Genomic DNA, 19848 nt, shown 5'->3' with positions numbered 1-19848 from the left:
CCCGCGTCGGGTCGCAGGCGTTGTACGGCTGTCCGGTCTGCGACGAAACGGTGACATTGAGCGCAGTCCAGTTACCTCGGATTGGACCGGGCTGCGGGTGCGCCGCCCGATCTACGCTGCCGCCATGCACCGCACACTCGCCGACGATCTCTCCCGGCTTCCCGAGCTCCTGCAGTCCGCCCGTGACTTCGCCGCCGGGGAGGTGGACGGACTCGACGGGCGTCCCGTCGCCCACCCCGGCAAGGTGCCCGACCCGGAGCCCCTGCCCGCCGAGGGACTCGGCGCGCAGGGGGCGCTGAGCCGGTTCGCCGAGCGCTGGGCGCCCGGATTCTCCGCTTCCGCGGGGCCCCGCTACCTCGGTTTCGTCACCGGCGGCGCGACGCCCGCCTCGCTCACCGGGGACTGGCTGACCGGCGCGTACGACCAGAACGTGTCCGGCGGCGGCGGATCGTCGGCGAGCGCGCTGGAGCGGGAGACGGTGGGCTGGCTGCGCGAGCTGTTCGGACTGGGCGAGGCGCACAGCGGGGCGTTCGTGACCGGCGCGTCCGTCTCGAACACGGTCGGTCTGGCGATCGCGCGGGAGTGGCTCGGCGAGCGGCTGGGCGTGTCCGTGTCACGGGAGGGCGCCGCCGCGCTCGGACCGGTCGACGTCCTGTCCGGCTCCCCGCACTCCAGCGTCACCAAGGCACTGTCGGTGCTCGGCATCGGCCGGGACCGGCTGCGGACGGTGCCGGTGCTGCCCGGGAACCGTGAGGCCGTCGACGTCGAGCGGCTCGCCGCCGCCCTCGAGGCGCTCGACGGGCGCCCGGCGGTCGTCGTGGCGAACGCCGGAACCGTGAACACCGTCGACTTCGACGATCTGCGGGCCATCGCCGCGCTCAAGGAGCGGTACGACTTCTGGCTGCACGTGGACGCGGCGTTCGGCGGCTTCGCCGCGCTGTCACCGTCGTACGCGCATCTCGTCGACGGGCTCGACGCGGCCGACTCCGTCTGTGTCGACCTGCACAAGTGGCTCAACGTCCCCTACGACGCGGCCGTGCAGTTCACGCGCCGCCGGGACCTCCAGGTCCGGGTCTTCCACAACAAGTCCCCGTACCTGGGCCTGCCGACCGGCGACCCCGACTTCCTGCACCTCACCCCGGAGAACTCGCGCCGGCTGCGGGCGCTCCCGGCGTGGTTCTCGCTGATGGCGTACGGACGCGAGGGGCATCGCGAGATCGTCGAGCGGAACATCGCGCTCGCCCGGCTGCTGGGCGAACGCATCACGGACGTACCGGAGTTGCGGCTCCTGGCGCCCGTCCGGCTCAACGTCGTCTGCTTCACCCTCGCGGACGACCCCACGCGGGAGCGGGTGCACGCCCTGGCGGCGGCGGTCGCGGCCTCGGGCGAGGCCTACGTGACGCCGACCGTGTACGCGGGGACTCAGGGACTGCGGGCCGCCTTCAGCAACTGGCGTACGACAAAGGCCGACACCGAGAGGGTGTTCTCCGCCCTGCGGTCGGCCGCCCTCACGGCCTGACCGCGCTCCGGAAACCCGTGTTGACCGCGGTGAGGCCGCCGTCCACGCACAGCGTGGTCCCGGTGATCCATGCCGCGTCCCGGGAGGCGAGGAAGGCGACGGCGGCCGCGATGTCGTCCGGTTCACCGACCCGTCCGAGCGGATAGATCCCCGACGCCTGGGCGAGATCGCCGTCGCGGCCCTCCCACGCCGGGGTGCGGACCGTGCCCGGCGCGACCAGGTTGACCCGCACACCACGAGGGGCCGCGTGCCCCGCCAGGGTGCGGGTGAGGGACATGAGGCCCGCCTTGGCCGCGCTGTAGGCATGGTTGCCGAAGTCCTGGATGCCGTTCACCGAACCGATGTTGACGATGGCGCCCCGGCCCGAGGCCACCAGGTGCGGGAGGGCCGCGCGGCTGCAGCGGTACGCGCCGGTCAGGGTGAGGTCGAGGTCACGGGCCCACACCTCGTCCGGCTCGTCCTCGAAGAGCGGGGCGTCGGGAGAGCACCCGTACGCGTTGTTGACCAGGACGTCGAGCGAGCCGAAGGAGTCCACGGCGTACGCGACGGCCGCCTCCACCGCCGCCCGGTCCCCCACGTCACACGCCAGCTCCTCGGCCCGCGCCCCCAGTTCGCGGATCGCGGCGGCCGTCTTCTCCGCCTCGGCCGGGTCCACGTCCGTGACGAGCACCCGGGCGCCCTCCTCGGCCAGCCGGCGGGCGGTGGCCGCGCCGATGCCGCGGGCCGCGCCCGTGATCAGAACTCCGTATCCCTCGAATCGCCTCATGACGGATACCGTGCGCCCATGTCCGCGTTCATACAACAACTTCCGGCACTGATCGGCGTGGTCATCGGTGCCCTCGGCTCGTATCTGGCGATCGTGCGAGGCGATCGGGCCCGCTTCCGTCGGGAGCAGACGGCCCGATGGGATGAACGGCGGCTCGCGGTGTACGCCGACTACGCGCGGTCGCTCAAGAAGAGCGTCACTTTGACCTACCGGGTGGCGTCATACCTGGGCAACGACCCGCACCCGCACCCCTTGTCCCCGCAGGAGGCCGAGCCGCTGCTGGCCGAGGCCACCCTCGCGCGGGATCCGTCCGGGGAGACGCTGATCCTCCTGGGCAGTCCGGAGGTGGTGGAGCGGGCCCGGACGTGGGTGGTCAGGGTGATGGAGATGGAGCAGTTCCTGCGCGAGGGGACGCGTGACCCGCAGGCATGGCAGACCCTGTTGGAGCGGCAGCGCGCCGGGCGCGAGGGCTACTACGCGGCCGTGCGGGAGGATCTGGCGCTGCCCCCGGGCCACTCCGCACGCTGGCCGCTGTCGCCGGTGCCTCCGACCTGAGCTCACCGGTACCCCGCCACATCCGCCGGTCTGCCCGCGTCCTGGACCTCGACGAGATAACGCCAGGCGTCGGGCCTGCTGCCGTCGCGGTCGGTGAAGCCGTACTCCTGGGCGAGCTGCCCGCTGGAGAGCGAGCGGCCGTTCCAGCGCGCGACGTCCGGGTCGGCGGCCAGCGCGGCCACCGCACGGCCGACGTAGAAGGGCGTCTCGGAGATGGCGAAGTGCGGGACGCGCTCGAGGGCGTCCCGCCAGTTCTCCTCGCTGACGTCGAAGTTGTCGAGCATCATCTCCGAGCGCAGCCAGCCGGGGGTGAGCGCGAGGGCGGTGGCGCCGCGCGGGCCGAGTTCGTGGCCGAGGGAAAACGCCATGCGCAGGACGGACGCCTTGGCTAGGTCGTAGAAGAAGGAGACCCGGTAGGTGTCCTGGTTGTACTCGGCGGTGCCGTCGGTCATCTCGACGACGAGGCCGCCGGGGGTGCGCAGCAGCAGGGGCAGTGCGTGGTGGCTGGTGATCGCGTGCGTCTCGACGGCCCGGCGCAGCAGCCGAAGGCCCTGGTCGAGGTCGGTCTCCCAGAGCGGGGTGTCCCACTCGAAGTGTTTCTCGCCGCCCCAGACGTCGTTGACGAGGACGTCGAGGCGGCGCTGTTCGTCCGCGATGCGGGCGACCAGGGCCTCGACCTCGGCGGGGACCAGATGGTCGGTGGGCACCGCGATGCCGACGCCTCCGGCCGCGGTGACCAGGTCCGCCGTGTCCTCGATCGTCTCGGGGCGATCGTACTCGGAACGCCGTTCGCGCGTGCTGCGTCCGGTGACGTAGACGATGGCGCCGGCCGCGCCGAGCTCCACCGCGATTCCTCGGCCCGCTCCGCGGGTCGCTCCCGCGACCAGCGCGACCCTGCCGTCCAACGGCCCTGGCATGTCCGACCTCCGTGCTCGTGGCGTTCACGGGCTGCCTTCGCCCGTGTGTCCCCACGAGAGTCCCTCGGAAGCCGGACATCTCCTGTCGTGATTCGTGGTGTGTCGCGACGGGCCCGGCCCGGTCAGTGACCGCGCTTGATCCACTCCTCCAGATGCGGGGCCTCGGCACCGATCGTGGTCGAGTCCCCGTGCCCGGTGCGCACGACCGTGTCGGCCGGGAGGGTGAGCAGGCGCTCCCGGATCGACTCGACGATCGTCGGGAAGTGGGAGAAGGAGCGCCCGGTGGCTCCGGGCCCGCCCTGGAACAGCGTGTCACCGGTGAAGACGGCGCCCAGGCCCGGGTCGTAGAGGCAGACCGCGCCCGGGGCGTGACCGGGCGTGTGCAGGACGGTCAGGTCCGCGCCGGCCGCCTCGATCACCTGCCCGTCCTGCAGCCAGGCGTCGGGGAGCCGGTCGGGGTGGGTCTGCTTCCACAGCTGCAGATCGTCGGGGTGGAGCCAGATCGTGGCGCCGGTGCGCTCGGCGAGGGCGGGCGCGGCGTCGATGTGGTCGTTGTGGGCGTGGGTGCACACGATGGCCAGCAGCCGCCGGTCGCCCACCGCCGCGGCGATGGCGTCGGCGTCGTGCGCGGCGTCGATGACGATCGCCTCGTGGTCGTCGCCGACGATCCACACGTTGTTCTCGACGTCCCAGGTGCCGCCGTCGAGCGAGAACGTGCCCGAGGTGACGAGGTGCTCGATCCGGGCGCCCATCACAGCACCACCACCGAACGCAGCACGTCACCGTGGTGCATCCGCTCGAAGGCGGCCTCGATCCCGTCGAGGGCGATCGTCTCGCTCACGAACGCGTCCAGGTCCAGCCGCCCCTGGAGGTGCAGGTCGATGAGCATCGGGAAGTCGCGGGAGGGCAGGCAGTCGCCGTACCAGGACGACTTGAGGGCGCCGCCGCGTCCGAAGACGTCGAGGAGCGGCAGTTCGAGCTTCATCTCGGGGGTGGGTACGCCGACGAGGACGACCGTGCCGGCGAGGTCGCGGGCGTAGAAGGCCTGCCGGTACGTCTCCGGGCGGCCGACCGCGTCGATGACGACATCGGCGCCGAAGCCGCCGGTGAGTCCCTGGATCGCCTCGACGGGGTCGGTCGAGGTGGAGTTGACGGTGTGGGTCGCGCCGAGCTTCGAGGCGGTGGTGAGCTTCCGGTCGTCGATGTCGACGGCGATGATCTTCGCGGCGCCGGCCAGCCGGGCTCCGGCGATCGCGGCGTTGCCGACGCCACCGCAGCCGATGACGGCGACGGAGTCCCCGCGGCCGACGTTGCCGGTGTTGATGGCGGCGCCGATGCCCGCCATCACCCCGCAGCCGAGCAGACCGGCGACCGCCGGGGAGACCGCGGGGTCGACCTTGGTGCACTGTCCGGCGGCGACCAGGGTCTTGTCCGCGAAGGCGCCGATGCCCAGGGCCGGGGACAGTTCGGTGCCGTCCTTGAGCGTCATCTTCTGCTTGGCGTTGTGCGTGTTGAAGCAGTACCAGGGCCGCCCGCGCAGACAGGCCCGGCACTGTCCGCACACCGCACGCCAGTTGAGGACGACGAAGTCGCCGGGAGCCACGTCCGTGACGCCGTCGCCGACCGACTCCACGATCCCGGCCGCCTCGTGGCCGAGCAGGAAGGGGAAGTCGTCGTTGATGCCGCCCTGCTTGTAGTGCAGGTCGGTGTGGCAGACCCCGCACGCCTGGATCTTCACCACGGCCTCTCCCGGCCCCGGATCCGGCACGACGATGGTCTCGACGCGCACCGGTTCGTTCTTGCCCGGGGCGATCACGCCACGTACTTCCTGCGCCATGGTGGTGAACCCTTCCGTAGATCGACGTTCGTCAACCGACCCTACGGTGTGACCCGCCGGTAACCGACCGGTAGAACGCCAGGTGGCGTGCGGCCGCCTCGGTCCAGGTGTGGCGGGCGGCCAGCTTCCGGCCAAGGGCGGCGCGTACCGGATCGTCCGAGGTGAGGGCGTGGCCGAGCGCGGTGGCGAAGGCCTCCGGCGTGTCCGCGAAGCGGGCGGCGGATCCGAAGACCTCGCGCAGGACGGGCAGATCACGGACGACCAGGGGGACGCCCGCGGCGAGCGCCTCCATCGCGGCGAGTCCGAAGCCCTCCTTGAGGGAGGGGAACGCGAAGGCGTCGGCCGCGGCCACGAGCGGCGGCAGATCGGACTCCGGTACGGCGCCTAGGACGACCGGCTCGACGCCGAGTGCGGCGGCCCGGGCCTCCCACCTCGCCCGGTAGTCGCGGTAGTCGAAGAGCGTCTCGCCGCCCGCGATCACGAGCCGCACATCGGGACGCGCGGCGCGCAGCAGGGCGTAGGCCTCGATGAGGTCGAGGGAGCCCTTGCGCGGTTCGATCCCGCCGACGGTCAAGACGTACGTGCCGAGGCGGGCGCGCCAGGCGGCACGGGCCGCGGGTTCGGTGCTCGCGAACCGTTCGTACGCCACGCCGTTGGGGATGACGGCGGGGTCGAGGCCCCAGCCCGCGCGGAGTTCGTCCGCGACGGACCGCGAGACGCAGAGGTGTGCGTACGGCTCGACGATGGCCCGTTCGTGGCAGGCGGCCAGTTCGGGGGTGGTGAAGTGGTCGAGGTGGTGGACGGTGCGGACGCAGGGGCCCGCCGCGTTGGCGCTGATGCAGTCCTGGGCGTGGACGATGTCGTACGCCGCCGCGCACGGGGCGAAGGCGGCGCGGAGGGTGGCGATGGAGCGGAGGATGCGCGCGCCGACGGTCTCCTCCCGCGGGCCGTCGGGGAACGGGACGATCCGTACGCGCACCTCGTCGTCGACCTCGCGGAAGAAGCCGCGGTCGCCGCCCCGGCCGAGCGACCAGACGGTGACGTCCTCGCCGGCCGCGGCGAGCGCCTCGGCGAGGGCGAGGGTGTGCACGACACCGCCGCGCGGCCTGGTGGAGTAGCTGAGCAGGGCGATCTTCACGAGGGGCTCCCCGGTCTATCGGTACGCGGCGGGGCGGCGTTCGTCGAGGTGGCGCAGCACGCGGCGGGCGCGGTCGATCTCGGCGGCGATGTCGATCTCGGCGACGGCCAGGCCCGCCTTGGCCCAGGTGCGGGCGAGGATGTCGCCGCCGGGGCCGACGACCTTGGACTGGCCGAGGAAGCGCATGCCGCCCATGGCGCCGGTCTGGTTGGAGGAGGCGAGGACGACCTGGTTCTCGGCGGCACGTGCCTGGTCGTAGAGGTCGAAGAGTTTGGCCTGGCGGTCCTGGGCCATGCGCGGGGCGCGGTTGGTGATGCTGGTGGGCCAGGCGGACAGGCACGCGAGGATCTCGGCGCCGTCCAGGGCGAGGGAGCGCGCGGACTCCGGGAACGTCTTGTCGTAGTCGATGAGCATGCCGATTCGGCCGACCGGGGTGTCGAAGGCGTCGAAGCGGTCGCCGGGCGCGTAGGCGGCGACCTCTCCGGCCGGCAGGTGGACCTTGCGGTGGCGGCCGAGGACGCCGTCGCCGCTGACGCAGACGGCGGCGTTGTAGCGCTCGTCGCCGCCGTCCTCGCAGTAGCCGACGCAGACCACCATCTCGGCGGCGAGGCGGGCGACCTGGAGGATCAGCGGGTCGTCCGGCTTGAGGGCCGGGGGCAGCGCCTCGGGGTCGGGGTGGCGCAGGTCGGCGAGGTAGCCGCCGAGCGCGGCGTCGGGCAGGACGAGCAGTCCGGCGCCCGAGCCCCGGGCGTCGTCGATGATCTTGGCGATGCGGGCGAGGTCGAACTCCAGGTCGCGGCCGAAGTGGGCGGCGGCGGCCGCGATCCGGACTGCGCTCATCGGTCGCTGCTCATGTGCTGACTGCTCCTGCGTACGTGTAGGTGTCCGGGCGCCGGTCACGCAGGTGCCCCATGGAGCGGCGGGCGGTCTCCAGGGCCTGGGTGACGTCGAGTTCGGCGATCGCCAGACCCGCTTCGACTCCGGTGTCGGCGAGGATCTCGCCACCCGGGTCGACGACCTTGGCGCTGCCGACGAAGCGTAGCGACCCGAAGGTACCCGCCTGGTTGGCGGAGATCCACACGATCTGGTTCTCCAGGGCGCGGGCCCGGTCGAAGAGATCGAAGCGACGCTTCCAGCGGTCGTCGGCGAGTTCGGTCGCGGCGTTCGTCCGGGAGCCGGGCCAGGCCGAGACACAGACGCCGATCTCGGCGCCGTCCAGCGCCAGCGCCCGCGCGGACTCCGGGAACGCCTTGTCGTAGCAGATCATCATGCCGATCCGGCCGACGGGCGTGTCGAAGGCGTGGAAGCGGTCGCCGGAGGCGTAGCTGGCGTCCTCGCCGAGCGGCTGGTGGACCTTGCGGTGGTTGCCGAGCACTCCGTCGCCGTTCACGCACACCACGCTGTTGTAGCGGGCGTCCCCGTCGGCCTCGCAGTAGCCCGCGACGACGGTCAACTCCCCCGCAAGGGCGGCCAGTCGGCGGATCTCGGGTCCGTCGAGGGCGAGTGCGGGCGGGCCCTCGTCCGAGGCGGAGTCGTCGAGGCTGAGCAGATAGCCGCCGAGGCAGGCCTCCGGCAGGGCGAGGAGGCGTACACCGGCTGTCCGGGCCTCCTTGATCAGCCGCTCCACGACGGCGAAGTCCTCTTCGAGGTCGCGGCCGAACTCGGCGGCGACAGCCGCCATACGAAGGGTGCTCATGCCGTCCCCATTCCCGTCACCGGTCCGGTGACCGCTTCGGTGATCACGCCGTCGGGCCAGCGCAGTCCGACGCCTTCTCCTGTGGTCAGTTCCCCGCACACCGCACCGACGGCGGGGCCCGCGGGCAGCCGGGGAGCGCCCGGCTCGTCGGTGGTGAGCATCCCGAACCCCGGGAAGCAGGTCAGCCAGTCCCCCATGGACGCCCCGCCCGGCCGGGGCACCGCGGCCACCTCGAGGACGGCCCCGCAACCGCTCGCCTCCGCGAGCATGCCGAGCGTCCCGGCGATCCCGGCCATCGACACGTCCTTGGCGGCGGCGGGCCGGGCGACGGCCACCGCCGCGGTCATGGCGCGCAGTTCGTCCGTACGACGATGGGTGGACGAGTCCCATTGGCGCCCCCGGTGGCCGGCGCGCCAGCCGCCGCCGAGGTCGGCGGTGAGCCGGACCGCGTGACCGGGCCGTCCGCCACCGCCCGGTACCGGGTGGCGTGTGCGGCCGAGGGCGGTGACGGACAGGGCGGCGGGGACGCCGAGTTGGGTGTGGCCGCCGAGGACTGGAACGTCGTACGCCCGGGCCGCGCGTCCGAGTCCCGCGAGGATCCGCCGGGCGTGCGCCGCGTCCCTGGCGCCCACCGCGTCCAGGAGCCCGACGGGCGCGGCACCCATCGCCGCGAGGTCGTTGACGTTGACGAGGACGGAGCACCAGCCCGCCCATTCCGGGTCGCGCTCGACCATGGAGGGCACGATCGCGTCGCAGGCGGCGATCACATCGGTGCCCGGGACGGGTGCTCCGTCGTCGCCCAGGTAACCGCGCGGCGCCTGGAGCAGCGGGCCGGGCAGGGGTCCGAGGAGCGGTCCGAGAAGGGGTCCGAGCGGGGCCTTGGTGGCCGCCGCCTGTGCGGCGATCCGGCGGATCGGCCACCGCATGAGGACGTGCGGGGTGTTCGCGACCACGACCTCCCGGGCGGTCTCCCAGCCGAGTCGGCCGAACAGAGGGCGGTTTCGGGGCTGTACGGTCGCGTCGAAGCGCAGGACGCCCTCGGCCTCCGCCCGTGCGCACGCCGCCCGCACCAGGGCCGCGCCGATCCCGGCCGGGCCCCGGGCGCCGGGCGCGACGACCAGCCGCCCACCCGCCCACCAGCCAAGGTCGGGGCCGTCGTCCACCGGGCCCAGCCGCACCCCGCCCACGACGGTGCCGTCCCGGTCCCTGGCGACCAGGACGAGGGTGCGCGGGTCCTCGTCGCGGTCGTCGAGGTCATGGCCGGCGAAGAGCCCCTGCTCGTGGACGAAGGTGTCCCGGCGCAGCCGCCGATAGGCGCGCGACTCCCGTTTCCCCGGGGCGTCCTCGATGAGAAACGCGGGCTGTCGGGCGAGGGTGCTGCGATCGCCGAGCAGCGCCAGGATGTCCTGAGCGCGCTCCGGCCCCGGCACGGTGGTGGATCCGTCGAGATACACGGTTCACCCACCCGCCGTCCTGAGCACACTGCACGCGCCGCAGGCCGCGCAGCCCGCACGTTGGTCGGCGCCGGTCATACCCGCCGCGCGGAGCTTCGCCGCGACGCCCTCGGTGACGCGGCGCAGCAGTTCGGCGTCCGGTGCCCGGGCTCCGTCGCGGGCGGCGAGCGTGCCGTGCATCGGCCGGAAGGGGACGACGAAGGGATAGACACCCCGGTCGATCAACTCCCCCGCTCCGGCGATGAGTTCGCCGGGGTCCTCGCCGAGGCCGACGAGGAGGTAGGTGGAGACACGGTTGGGTCCGAACACGCGGACCGCCTCGTCCCACGCGGCCTCGTACTCCGTCAGCGGGACGGTGGACTTGCCGGGCATCCAGCGCCGTCGTACGGCGTCGTCCAGGGACTCGACGTGGATGCCGATGGCGGTGGCCCCGGCGTCGTACAGCTCCTGGATCCACGCCAGGTCGCCGGGCGGTTCGCACTGCACCTGGACGGGCAGGCCGGGCACGGCGTCGAGGACGGCACGCACGGAGCGTACGAGGTTGCGGGCGCCCCGGTCCGGGCCGGTCGTCGTACCGGTGGTCATCACCATCTGCCTGACCCCGTCCAACCGGACGGCCGCCTCGGCGACTTCGGCGAGTTGTGCCGGGGTCTTGGCGGCGGTGGTCGCGCCGGAGCGCAGGGACTCCTCGATGGTGCAGAAGCGGCAGCGGTCGGACTCGGCGTAGCGGATACAGGTCTGGACGACGGTGGTGGCGAGGACGTCGGCCCCGTGCAGGCGGGCGATGTGCTCGTACGGGGTGCCCTCGGCGGTCGTCAGGTCGTAGAACTTCGGCCGAGGTACGGCGGTCAGGGTCAGGCCGGTGTCGGTGGGTGTCCCGCTCTCGTCGCCGAGCCAGACGCGGCCGTCGCGTACGGAGTAGGGGCTCGCGGGGTTGCGGGGCAGCGCGGCGTTGGCACCGTCGACGGGACCGGTACCCAGGACGAAATGTCCGTCGTCGCTCGGTCCCGCGCCGTCGGGCCGCCGCACGAAAGCCTCGGTCCGCACTCCGTGCAGGGCGAGTTCGGCGCGGGTCGTGATCCGCACGTCCACCGCTGTCGACTTGGTGCCAACGCTCACGGTGTACCCCTCAGAGCTGGTAGGTGGAGTTGATGACGGCGCCCTTGCGCGCGTAGTGGATCAGCGCGTCCTGGACGTCGAGGGGGTGGGTGGGGATGACGCCCTCGATCAGGTCCTCCTCGCGGGCGCCGTGCAGGGACAGGCCGAACCGGCAGCAGAAGACCTTGCCGCCCTCGGCGATGAACGTCTTGAGCTGGTTGTTGATGTTGTGCTCGCCGGGGAAGGCGGAGTTCCCCGTGGTCGGGAAGCCGCGGGTGGCGAGGCAGTTGAGGGAGCCGGGGCCGTAGAAGTAGAGGGCGGTCTCGAAGCCCTTGCGCAGGGCTCGGGTGGCCTGCAGGACGGCGACGAAGGAGACCGAGGACTCGTGGGCGATGCCGTGCACGAGGGTGAAGTAGGTCTCCCCGTCCTCGGCCTGGTAGTCGGGGAAGACCTTGGTGGAGCCGTAGATGCTGGAGCCCTCGGGGAGGGAGGGGTGCGGGATCTCGTCGAGGGACTTCCGTTCGACGTCGCTGAGTTCGGTGACCGTTTCGGACATGGCTGTCTCCTTGTGTGTGAGGGAGCGGGGAGTTGCGTGCGAGGGAGTGGGTGGGGTCAGTCGTAGAGCGCGGCGAAGGTGTCCCTGAAGACCCGCTCGCCGAGTTCGCCACCGCCGGTCGCGGCGGTCATCCGGGCGTACTCGCCCACGTAGTCGCCCCATGGCTGGTCGCTCGCGAAGAGCACGCGGTCGTGGCCGATGCCGCGGCGCTCGATCTCCCGGGCCAGCCAGTACGGGGCGAAGCCGATGGCCCAGGAGAGATCGGTGTAGACGCGTTTGCCGGCCTCGATCCAGTCGAAGAAGCGTGAGCCGACGAGTTTGATGTGGCCGCTCATTCCGCCGCCGAAGTGCACGAGGTGGAGGGCGACCCGGTCGGCGTACCGGTCGACGAGAAGTCCGACCTCGTCGATGTCGGAGGCGGCGCCGGGCGAGGTGTGGACGTGTACGACGAGGTTCAGGCGTGCCGCCTCGTGGAAGATCCGGTCGAGTACGGGGCGGCAGGCGGGGTCGGAGGCGCGGCCGCCCAACAGGAAGCTGAGCTTGAGGGCGCGTACGCCGTCCTCGCGGGCCAGGGCGAGCGCCTGTGCGGTGCGGTGCTCGTCCTCGGGGCGCGGGGAGACCCACAGGCCGGCCCGGATGCGGTCGTCGCTCTGGGCGGCCTCGATGGCCAGTTCGTTGAAGGAGAAGGCGACGGCGGGGTCGGGGACGCCGTAGTTGGGGATGACGAGGGCGCGTTCGGTGCCCTCGGCGTCGAGGTCGGCGACGAGTTGCTTGACGGTGGCGCGGGCGCTGACGTCGGGGTGGACGGGCGGACCGCCGTAGAAGGGGTGGGCGGGCAGGACACCGATGTGACGGTGTGCGTCGTGGACCATGGCAATGCCTTCAGCCGACAGGGAGGGCGGCGGCGAGTTCGGTGGGGGCGCCGGTGAGGGCACCGCAGACATCCGCGAGGCGACGCGAGGCGTCGATGTGGTCCACGAGGAACTCGGCGTCCCTGCCGACCGCCTCGAAGCGGCCCGAGCCCCACGAGTACTGCCAGGGCAGACCCAGGAAGTACAGGCCGGGAGTGCTGGTGGCGCCACGCCGGTGCATGGGGTAGCCGCGGCCGTCGAAGGCGGGTATCCCGATCCACCGATGGTCACGGGTGAAGCCAGTGGACCAGACGACGGAGGTGATGCCGGCCTCGGCGAGGTCGAGTGCGTCAGACTGCCGCGAGGGTTCCCAGACGGGACGGTAGCGGGCCTCGTCCGGGGCCTGGATGCCGTGCGCGGTGATGTACGCGTCGATGGCGTCCTTGATGCCGTCGGCGACGGCGTCGGCCCGGTCGAGGTTGATCTTGAGGTCGTCGGCGAACTCCAGGACGCCTTCGTCGATGCCGGTCAGCCGCCCGTACAACCGCATTCCGTCGCGGGCGAAGGCGCGCAGGTCGATGTCGCGACCGCCGTCCCGCCCGGTCACGTAGTGGTTCACTCGCATTCGGACGGCGGAGGCGTCGTCGAAGCTGTCGATGCTCTTGGCGTAGTGGCCCATCTCGTCCAGCCAGGCCACGCAGTCCCGACCGCGGTAGAAGCGGGCCACCCGGGGTGCGCTGCCGACGGCCAGATGGACCTGGCGTCCCGCGAGGTGCAGGTCCTCGGCGATCTGGCAGCCGGACTGTCCGGTGCCCACCACCAGGACCGACCCGTCGGGGAGCCGGTCGGGGTTGCGGTAGCGGGAGGAGTGGATCTGCTCGATCGGGCCGGGCAGCCGCTCGGCCATCCGTGGGACGGCGGGCGTGTGGTGGGGGCCGGTGGCGACGACCACCTGGTCGGCGGTGAACCCGCCCCGGGTGGTGGTGAGTTCGAAGACTCCTCGGGCGGTGCGGTGCAGTCCGGTGACGGAGACACCCTCGACGAGCGGCGGCGCGAAGAGGGCGACATACTCCTCCAGGTAGCGCACGATCTCGTCGCGGACCATGAATCCGTCCGGGTCGGATCCCCGGTAGGGGTGACCGGGCAGTTTGCACTGCCAGTTGGGGGTGACCAGGCAGAACGAGTCCCAGCGGCGCTCGCGCCACTCGTGGCCGACGCGGTGCGCCTCGACGACGACGTGTTCGATACCGCGCTCGCGCAGGCAGTAGCTGACCGACAGTCCCGCCTGGCCCCCACCGACGACGGTCACCGGATAGTGGGCCCCCGCGAGCCGGGGGCTCACCCTGTGCTCCTGAGTTCGGGCATGAAATCCTCCAGCGAGGCATAGAGGAGGCGTAGAGGTGGTGGCACCTCGGCGCTGCTTGTGAGGACCACTTCAGCCAGCATGGGTTGCCGGATCAATTCATCCGGAACAAAGGGGAGTTACCGAACCCTCACTCGTTGCCTGGTAGGCAATCAGCCGTCGGGCAGGGCGAAGACGAGGGCGGTTCACGGGATCAGGACGGGCGGCTCCGGACAGGGACGAGCGCCTCGGCGACGTGCTGGGCGGAGGTACCACGCGGGTAGGGCTCGACGAGCACGACGTCCGCGAGATCCTGCCCCGCGGTGGCACCCCCGGTGGCGCGCGGCACCGGGGCGAGGGTCGCGCCGATGGCGAGCACTACACCGGCCGGCTCCTCACGGACGACCCCGAAGCCGCCGGTCGCCGCGCGCGGCTCGGACGAGTGGCACATGTGGAGGTACACCCGGTCGCCGTGGGCCACGGCGTCCAGGACCGGCGGCCCCACCTCGTCGAGGCCGTGCCCTGGAGATCGGGCGGGGCGGCGACGGACGTACGGCGCGGCGGCCGAACTCGCGCTGATCGGGAGGGTGACGACGCTTCGCCCGACGACCGGCCGTCGGCGACCGCGTGAGCGGCGCCGGGGCCGCCGTGAGCCGGGCCCCCAGCCGGGCCCCCGGTCCCGGGCCCCCGGTCGCGGGCCCGGGAGGAGCCGCCTAGCGTGGAACACGTCCGGGGCGGGGGACGGCACGGCGGACGTGGGGGCCGTCCTGTTCTTCGGAGGTCCCCCCGTGGGTACCGTCTCGTTCCTCCTCGTCGTGGTCGTCCTGACGGCCCTGGCGTTCGACTTCACCAACGGGTTCCACGACACGGCCAACTCGATGGCGACGTCGATCGCCACCGGGGCCCTGAGACCGCGCGTGGCCGTCGCCGTCGCGGGAGCACTGAATCTGGCGGGCGCGTTCCTGTCCACGGAGGTTGCCAAGACCATCTCCGGCGGCATCGTGGACGATGCCAAGGTCTCCCTGGTGATGATCTTCGCCGGGCTGGTCGGCGCTCTCCTGTGGAACCTGCTGACCTGGCTCGCCGGGCTGCCGTCGAGTTCGTCGCACGCGCTGTTCGGCGGGCTGATCGGCGCGGTGTGGGTGGGCGCCGGCGCATCCGCGGTGCAGTTCGGAGCAATCGTCGAGAAGATCCTGATCCCCGCCGTCGTCTCGCCGCTCGTCGCCTGTGTCGTGGCCCTGCTGGCGACCTACTTCGCGTACGTCATCACCCGGCGGACGGCCCCCGACCAGGCGCGGCGGGGATTCCGCCGGGGGCAGGTCGGTTCGGCGTCGCTGGTGGCGCTGGCCCACGGCACCAACGACGCGCAGAAGACCATGGGGGTCATCACCCTGGCCCTCATCTCCACCGGGGCGCTCGCCCACGACTCCGCGCCGCCCTGGTGGGTGGTACTCCTCTCCGGAATGGCGATCGCGCTCGGCACGTACACGGGCGGGTGGCGCATCATCCGCACCATGGGCAAGGGGCTCACCGACATCGAGGCGCCGCAGGGCTTCGCGGCCGAGACCAGCGCGACGGCCGTGATTCTCGCTTCGTCCCACATGGGATTCCCGCTGTCGACCACGCAGGTGTGCACCGGCAGCATCCTGGGCGCGGGCCTGGGCCGCAGGCTGGCCCAGGTGCGGTGGGGCGTGGCCGGGCGCATCGCACTGTCCTGGCTGCTCACGCTGCCGGCGGCGGCGGCCGTCGGCGGCGCGGCGGCCTGGACCGCCGGTCACGGCACCGCGGGCGTGGCCCTGGTGGCCGCCGTCGCGGCCGCGGCGGCAGCCGGGTTCTGGGCCCTGTCGCGCCACCGGCCCGTGACTCCGGACAACGTCAACGAACTGCCCGCCCGGCCGGCCGAATGCGTGGAACAGCCTGCGGCGTGAGAGCCGACCGAACGTCCCATCCTGACCCACCCCGTCCCGTCCGGCAGCGAAAGGAGGCGCGGCGATGGACATCCACTGGGCCGCCCTCGGTGGCGTGGTCGGTGTGAGCCTCGGGATCACGCTGCTCACGGTCGTGTTGTTCTCCCTCGGTGTCGCCGCCCAGCCCCGTGCCGACGGCGCAGGCCACGGCGGAGAACGCTCCCGCGGCGCCTACCGGACGGCCACCGTGGCAGCGGCGCTGTGCTTCGGCGCGTGCCTGGCGGTCGCCGTCTACGGGCTCACCCTGATCATCAGCGGCTGACGTCCGTCGTACCCGAGGCACCATCCGTGCGGACCCGAACCGCACGAGTCACGCGAGTCCTCCGGAACGGTACGCGTCGAGCCGCTCGGAGCGTGTGGGGCGGAGTTCGTCAACGCGTTCCGCCGGCTGCTCGGGGAGACCTGCATGGTGTATTTCCCGAGGCTCACGGCCGACGCGCCTCCGACGAGGTGCGCGACGCGGCGGACGAGGTCCTGCGGCAGGTGGGGGGCGGCACCTTCCGCTACGCCGCCAAAGGCCCGTTCATCCGTGCCGTGGAAGAGGCACGGGAGCCGGCACGCTGGGGTGACGGGGACGCCCGGCGTATTGTGCGCGCCGCGCTGCCCGAGTGACGCCCGATCGGCCCCGAGCACCTCGCGCCGGTCGGCCTGCGCGCCGACCCGCTCCTCGGCCCCTTGATCACCCCGGAGCGGGGCCGGGAACTGCTGGCCACACCCCTCGTGAAGTCAGTGGATCCGGCCGAACCGCCCGGTCGTATCGGTGCCCCCCGACAACGCCGTGCTGAACGCGCCGACGACCTTGTGGGACTCGCGCACTCGTTTCCCCGGCAACCGCACCATGCCGTGGGAGGACGAGGCGCCGGCCACCGTCCCGGTGTCTTCCATCCGTCCGTCACGAAGAACGGCGAGGAGCGGTACGCGTTCCGCACGCGGCCAGGATGGAGGCGGTGGGCAAGGGCGACGGTGAGGGAGTCGCCGGTGCCCCGGATGGTGTCGAGGATGCGGGCGCGGTGGCCGGTGTCGACGACGGCCTTGCGGAGAAGGGGAGTTCGGCCCATGGAGGGGCTATTTCCGGCGTCCGCGCGGGGAGTCCCGGTGACCCGATTCTTGTCCTGCGCGGGCACACTTCCCCGGCACAGGCAACCCACAGGTCCCGATTCGCTTCCTTCGAGGCGCGAGGGGCCCCCGGTATCGGCGGGGCGCCCGCGCTCGAAGTGTGAGGAGGGGATCCTTGAACCGTACCCGGCGAATAGCGGTCACCGCCGTGGCCGTTCTCGCGGCCCTGGCGGGCACACCGGGACTGGCCCAGGCCCAACATCCCGCCAAGGCAGAGCCGTTGACGCAGAAGGCGGACAGCGCGCTGCCACCGGGCTGGCGCGTCACCGGAAAGGGCCTCGCGCGTGAGCTGGTCTGGCGGTCGGACAGGGCCGTACCCGTGGGCGACGCCCGTGTCGAGTTCCGCTCGGCCGGCCGACTGCTCGGCATACCGAAGGCGGCCAAGGACGGCCACACGTTCCGGCTCGCTCTCCGCGGAGCCACCCCGCTCAGGGACCTTCAAGTCCTGGCGGCCGGGCGCCGGTTGGACGCGCCTGCCGACAACACCGGCAAGAAACCGAAGAATTCCCTGAAGGCCGCGCAGCCCCCGGCCCCGCTCCCGGCGAACTCCGTGGACCCGGGCAGGCCGGGCGGGTACCGCACGGTCACCGGCGAGTACCGCCTCGACCCGGTGAAGCTCCCCGGCTTCGCCCAGCCGGTCGAGATGCAGGCCGTCGTCGTCGCACCCACCGGCGCCACCGGCAGGCGACCGCTCGCCCTCTTCCTCCACGGCCGCCACCCCACCTGCTTCAAGCCGGGCGGGTCCGAGGACGACGTGACCCTCGAGTGGCCCTGCTCGGCCGGCACCCGGCCGATCCCGAGCCACAAGGGCTACCTGAAGGACCAGAAGCTGCTGGCCTCCCAGGGCTATGTGACGGTGTCGATCTCGGCGAACGGCATCAACGGCCAGGACGGGGACGTCGAGGACGGCGGTGCGCAGGCGCGCTCCTCACTGGTGCGACAGCACCTCGCCAAGTGGGCCGACTGGGCCGCCCACCCGGGCACCGCCCCGGCGGCCGTGCCCGACGCGGCCGAGGCCGACCTGTCCCGGGTGCTGCTCGTCGGCCACTCGCGCGGCGGCGAGGGAGTCAACCGGGCCGCCATGGACAGCCTCTACCCGCCGCCCGCCGCGCAGGACGGCTACCGGGGCCCGGTGCGCTGGAAGATCCGCGGGACCGTCCTCATCGGACCGACGATCTTCGGCCAGAATCCGGTGGCCGACGTGCCGTCCACGACGATCCTCCCCGGCTGCGACGGTGACGTCTCCGACCTCCAGGGCGAGGTGTACGTCGATGGGACGCGCGGGGTCAGCCGGGGCACCGCCCTGCACAGCGCCGTCTACGTGGTCGGCGCCAACCACAACTTCTTCAACACCGAGTGGACGCCGGGCAAGTCCGAGGCACCCTCCTTCGACGACTTCTGGGACGACCCGGAACAGCGGCCCGACCCGGTGTGCTCCACGAGCGCCCGCACCCGGCTGACCGCCGACCAGCAGCACCAGGCCGGCGCCACCTACATCGCCGCCGCGGCGCGGCTGTTCGTCGCCGGCGACGACCGGGTGCGTCCGCTGCTCGACGGCTCGGGTCGGCGCGCCCCCTCGGCCGACCCGGCCCGCGTGCTGACCCACGCGGTCGGCGCCCGCCGCACGGGCGGCTTCCTGCCCGACGCCCCGGTGAAGGTGACCGGCGGCAGGCTGTGCTCGGCGCTCGACCCCGACCCGGCCGTGGCATGTCTCGACCCCGACGCCGCGGGGAGGTCGCCGCACTTCGCTCGGTGGTGGACGGAGAAGGAGGCCGGCCGCGGCGCGGTCGCGCTGAAGTGGTCGGCGCCGGGCGCGACGACAAAGGTCCGTCCCGCCGCTCCGGTGTCCCTCTCGGGCGCCAAGAGCCTTGCGCTTCGCGTGTTCGTGCCGCCGAACACGACCGGCACCCCACTGGACGTGGCCGTGACCGACTCCTCCGGCCACCGCGCCGAGCTCGGCCAGGTCAAGGTCGACGGGCTGCCCGGCACCGAGCGCACCTCCTCGTACTGGGCGCGCGAGCTGCGCGTCCCGCTGACCGCGGCCATCCGCGCCGGCCTCGACCTGAGGCACGTCAAGTCCCTTGAACTGACCCCGCGTTCGCCGTCCGGACAGGCCTGGCTGATGGATGCCTGGGGCTGGGCCCCCGGTACCCCGGCGGCCAGTGCCGCGTCGCTGCCGCGCGTCGACATCGGTCGACTCACCGTCAAGGAGGGCGACTCGGGCACCCTCACTTACCACATCCCGGTCCAGGTCTCCGGGCACGGCAGCGGCAAGGTCCGCTTCTCCGTCCTCGACCCGGACACCGGACAGGCCGAGGACAAGCTGGTCACGGTACGGCCGGGCAGCGCCCCCATCGACGTGCCCGTGAAGGTGAAGGGCGACACGCGCTTCGGCTACGACGAGCAGTACGACGTCGTCGCGAAGGCCGTGCGCGGCGCCGTCATCGGCTCGTACCGGGGCGGGGTCACCGCGGCGAACGACGACCCCGCGCCCGCGGTCACCCTGACGCCGGTCACGGACCGGGTGACCGAGGGAGGGACGCTGACGTGGCGGATCTCGCTCTCCGAGCCCGCCGAGGTGGACATCCTGCAGCCGATGCGGTTGCTTCCGGTCACCGAGGGCGCCGAGCTGTCCACCAAGGACGTGGACCCGCAATGGCTGACGGACCACGCCGGTGAGCTCCCCGACCCGGAGCGCGCCCTCTCCCTGGCGAACCTGTGGGTGGGGACGGACATCCCGGCCGGGACCACCACCGCCGACTTCACCGTGCCGACGGTGAAGGACCAACTGGCCGAGCCGGCCGAGTCGCTACGCCTCGCGCTGACCGACGACAACGCCGAACCGCTTCCCGACCATCCCGTGCTGACGGGCACGGTGGTGGACGCACCGCAGTAGACCGTCCTGCGTATGGGGGGCATGGACATGGTGGTCCATGCCCCCTACGTGTCGCCAGGGCAAAGGCCGGTCCAGGTCAGGCGGAGCGCATACGAGACTCTCTCCATCATCCACGTGGAGGAGATCGCCCGGGGGCGGGG

The 19848-nt window shown here is 72.5% G+C and carries 19 protein-coding genes; 5 read left to right on the top strand and 14 right to left on the bottom strand.

Going from position 1 to position 19848, the window contains the following annotated elements; genetic code table 11:
- Window positions 1-124: 124 nt before the first annotated feature.
- The gene (locus OG798_RS47035) at window positions 125-1519 is read left to right on the top strand and encodes a pyridoxal phosphate-dependent decarboxylase family protein (RefSeq protein ID WP_121418162.1); all 1395 of its coding nucleotides are present in this window, start codon (window positions 125-127) and stop codon (window positions 1517-1519) included.
- Here OG798_RS47035 and OG798_RS47030 read toward each other — a convergent pair.
- A complete protein-coding gene (locus tag OG798_RS47030; RefSeq protein WP_095850848.1) occupies window positions 1509-2285 on the bottom strand; it encodes an SDR family NAD(P)-dependent oxidoreductase in 777 nt (258 codons plus the stop codon). The two genes, OG798_RS47035 and OG798_RS47030, sit on opposite strands and share 11 nt — an antisense overlap.
- Window positions 2286-2303: 18 nt before the next feature.
- Here OG798_RS47030 and OG798_RS47025 point away from each other — a divergent pair, with 18 nt between their 5' ends.
- Window positions 2304-2840 carry a hypothetical protein gene (locus OG798_RS47025; RefSeq protein WP_095850849.1) on the top strand — a complete coding sequence of 179 codons (537 nt, stop codon included), beginning with the start codon at window positions 2304-2306 and terminating at the stop codon, window positions 2838-2840.
- Between the two features lie 2 nt (window positions 2841-2842).
- Here OG798_RS47025 and OG798_RS47020 read toward each other — a convergent pair whose 3' ends face one another.
- From OG798_RS47020 to OG798_RS46965, 12 genes are all read right to left on the bottom strand, one after another.
- Complete coding sequence (locus OG798_RS47020) at window positions 2843-3757, bottom strand: SDR family oxidoreductase (RefSeq protein WP_121413946.1); 915 nt, start codon at window positions 3755-3757, stop codon at window positions 2843-2845.
- Window positions 3758-3879: 122 nt separating this feature from the next.
- Window positions 3880-4509 (bottom strand): MBL fold metallo-hydrolase, encoded by a 630-nt coding sequence (locus tag OG798_RS47015; RefSeq protein WP_095850851.1) that lies wholly within the window; start codon window positions 4507-4509, stop codon window positions 3880-3882.
- Window positions 4509-5594 (bottom strand): S-(hydroxymethyl)mycothiol dehydrogenase, encoded by a 1086-nt coding sequence (locus OG798_RS47010; RefSeq protein WP_075028203.1) that lies wholly within the window; start codon window positions 5592-5594, stop codon window positions 4509-4511. Before OG798_RS47010 ends, OG798_RS47015 begins: the two co-directional genes overlap by 1 nt.
- Window positions 5595-5625: 31 nt before the next feature.
- Window positions 5626-6732, bottom strand: coding sequence for an MSMEG_0565 family glycosyltransferase (locus OG798_RS47005; RefSeq protein WP_328759131.1), 1107 nt, complete (start codon window positions 6730-6732; stop codon window positions 5626-5628).
- Window positions 6733-6747: 15 nt separating this feature from the next.
- Entirely contained in the window at window positions 6748-7572 is an 825-nt protein-coding gene (locus tag OG798_RS47000) for a carbon-nitrogen hydrolase family protein (protein WP_095850853.1), read from the bottom strand.
- A 10-nt stretch (window positions 7573-7582) separates the two neighbouring features.
- Window positions 7583-8428: a carbon-nitrogen hydrolase family protein gene (locus OG798_RS46995; RefSeq protein WP_095850854.1), complete on the bottom strand. Its 846-nt coding sequence runs from the start codon at window positions 8426-8428 to the stop codon at window positions 7583-7585.
- Window positions 8425-9882, bottom strand: a complete 1458-nt coding sequence (locus OG798_RS46990) for an MSMEG_0567/sll0787 family protein (RefSeq protein WP_328759130.1) — start codon at window positions 9880-9882, stop codon at window positions 8425-8427. Before OG798_RS46990 ends, OG798_RS46995 begins: the two co-directional genes overlap by 4 nt.
- Before the next feature lie 3 nt (window positions 9883-9885).
- Window positions 9886-11001, bottom strand: a complete 1116-nt coding sequence (locus OG798_RS46985) for an MSMEG_0568 family radical SAM protein (protein ID WP_328759129.1) — start codon at window positions 10999-11001, stop codon at window positions 9886-9888.
- Window positions 11002-11011: 10 nt separating this feature from the next.
- Complete coding sequence (locus OG798_RS46980) at window positions 11012-11536, bottom strand: MSMEG_0572/Sll0783 family nitrogen starvation response protein (RefSeq protein ID WP_095850857.1); 525 nt, start codon at window positions 11534-11536, stop codon at window positions 11012-11014.
- Window positions 11537-11592: 56 nt separating this feature from the next.
- Window positions 11593-12408, bottom strand: coding sequence for an amidohydrolase family protein (locus OG798_RS46975; protein ID WP_121413951.1), 816 nt, complete (start codon window positions 12406-12408; stop codon window positions 11593-11595).
- Between the two features lie 10 nt (window positions 12409-12418).
- A complete protein-coding gene (locus tag OG798_RS46970; RefSeq protein WP_328759128.1) occupies window positions 12419-13729 on the bottom strand; it encodes an MSMEG_0569 family flavin-dependent oxidoreductase in 1311 nt (436 codons plus the stop codon).
- A 214-nt stretch (window positions 13730-13943) separates the two neighbouring features.
- Window positions 13944-14234 (bottom strand): hypothetical protein, encoded by a 291-nt coding sequence (locus tag OG798_RS46965; RefSeq protein WP_328759127.1) that lies wholly within the window; start codon window positions 14232-14234, stop codon window positions 13944-13946.
- Between the two features lie 283 nt (window positions 14235-14517).
- Here OG798_RS46965 and OG798_RS46960 point away from each other — a divergent pair, with 283 nt between their 5' ends.
- Both OG798_RS46960 and OG798_RS46955 read left to right on the top strand, forming a co-directional pair.
- Window positions 14518-15657, top strand: a complete 1140-nt coding sequence (locus OG798_RS46960; RefSeq protein ID WP_095857537.1) for an inorganic phosphate transporter — start codon at window positions 14518-14520, stop codon at window positions 15655-15657.
- A 64-nt stretch (window positions 15658-15721) separates the two neighbouring features.
- The gene (locus OG798_RS46955; protein WP_328759125.1) at window positions 15722-15958 is read left to right on the top strand and encodes a hypothetical protein; all 237 of its coding nucleotides are present in this window, start codon (window positions 15722-15724) and stop codon (window positions 15956-15958) included.
- 464 nt (window positions 15959-16422) lie between these two features.
- On the opposite strand, the gene OG798_RS46945 is transcribed toward OG798_RS46955, so the two are convergent.
- On the bottom strand, window positions 16423-16581 hold the full coding sequence (locus tag OG798_RS46945) for a hypothetical protein (protein ID WP_328760236.1): 159 nt from the start codon (window positions 16579-16581) through the stop codon (window positions 16423-16425).
- Between the two features lie 346 nt (window positions 16582-16927).
- On the opposite strand from OG798_RS46945, the gene OG798_RS46940 reads away from it, so the two are divergent.
- Entirely contained in the window at window positions 16928-19708 is a 2781-nt protein-coding gene (locus OG798_RS46940; RefSeq protein ID WP_328759123.1) for an alpha/beta hydrolase family protein, read from the top strand.
- Window positions 19709-19848 lie beyond the last annotated feature (140 nt).

The sequence above is a fragment of the Streptomyces sp. NBC_00271 genome, assembly GCF_036178845.1.
Classification (GTDB): Bacteria; Actinomycetota; Actinomycetes; order Streptomycetales; family Streptomycetaceae; genus Streptomyces.
Note: the sequence above shows the minus strand (reverse complement) of the source record. Positions and strands in the feature narration are given on the sequence as shown.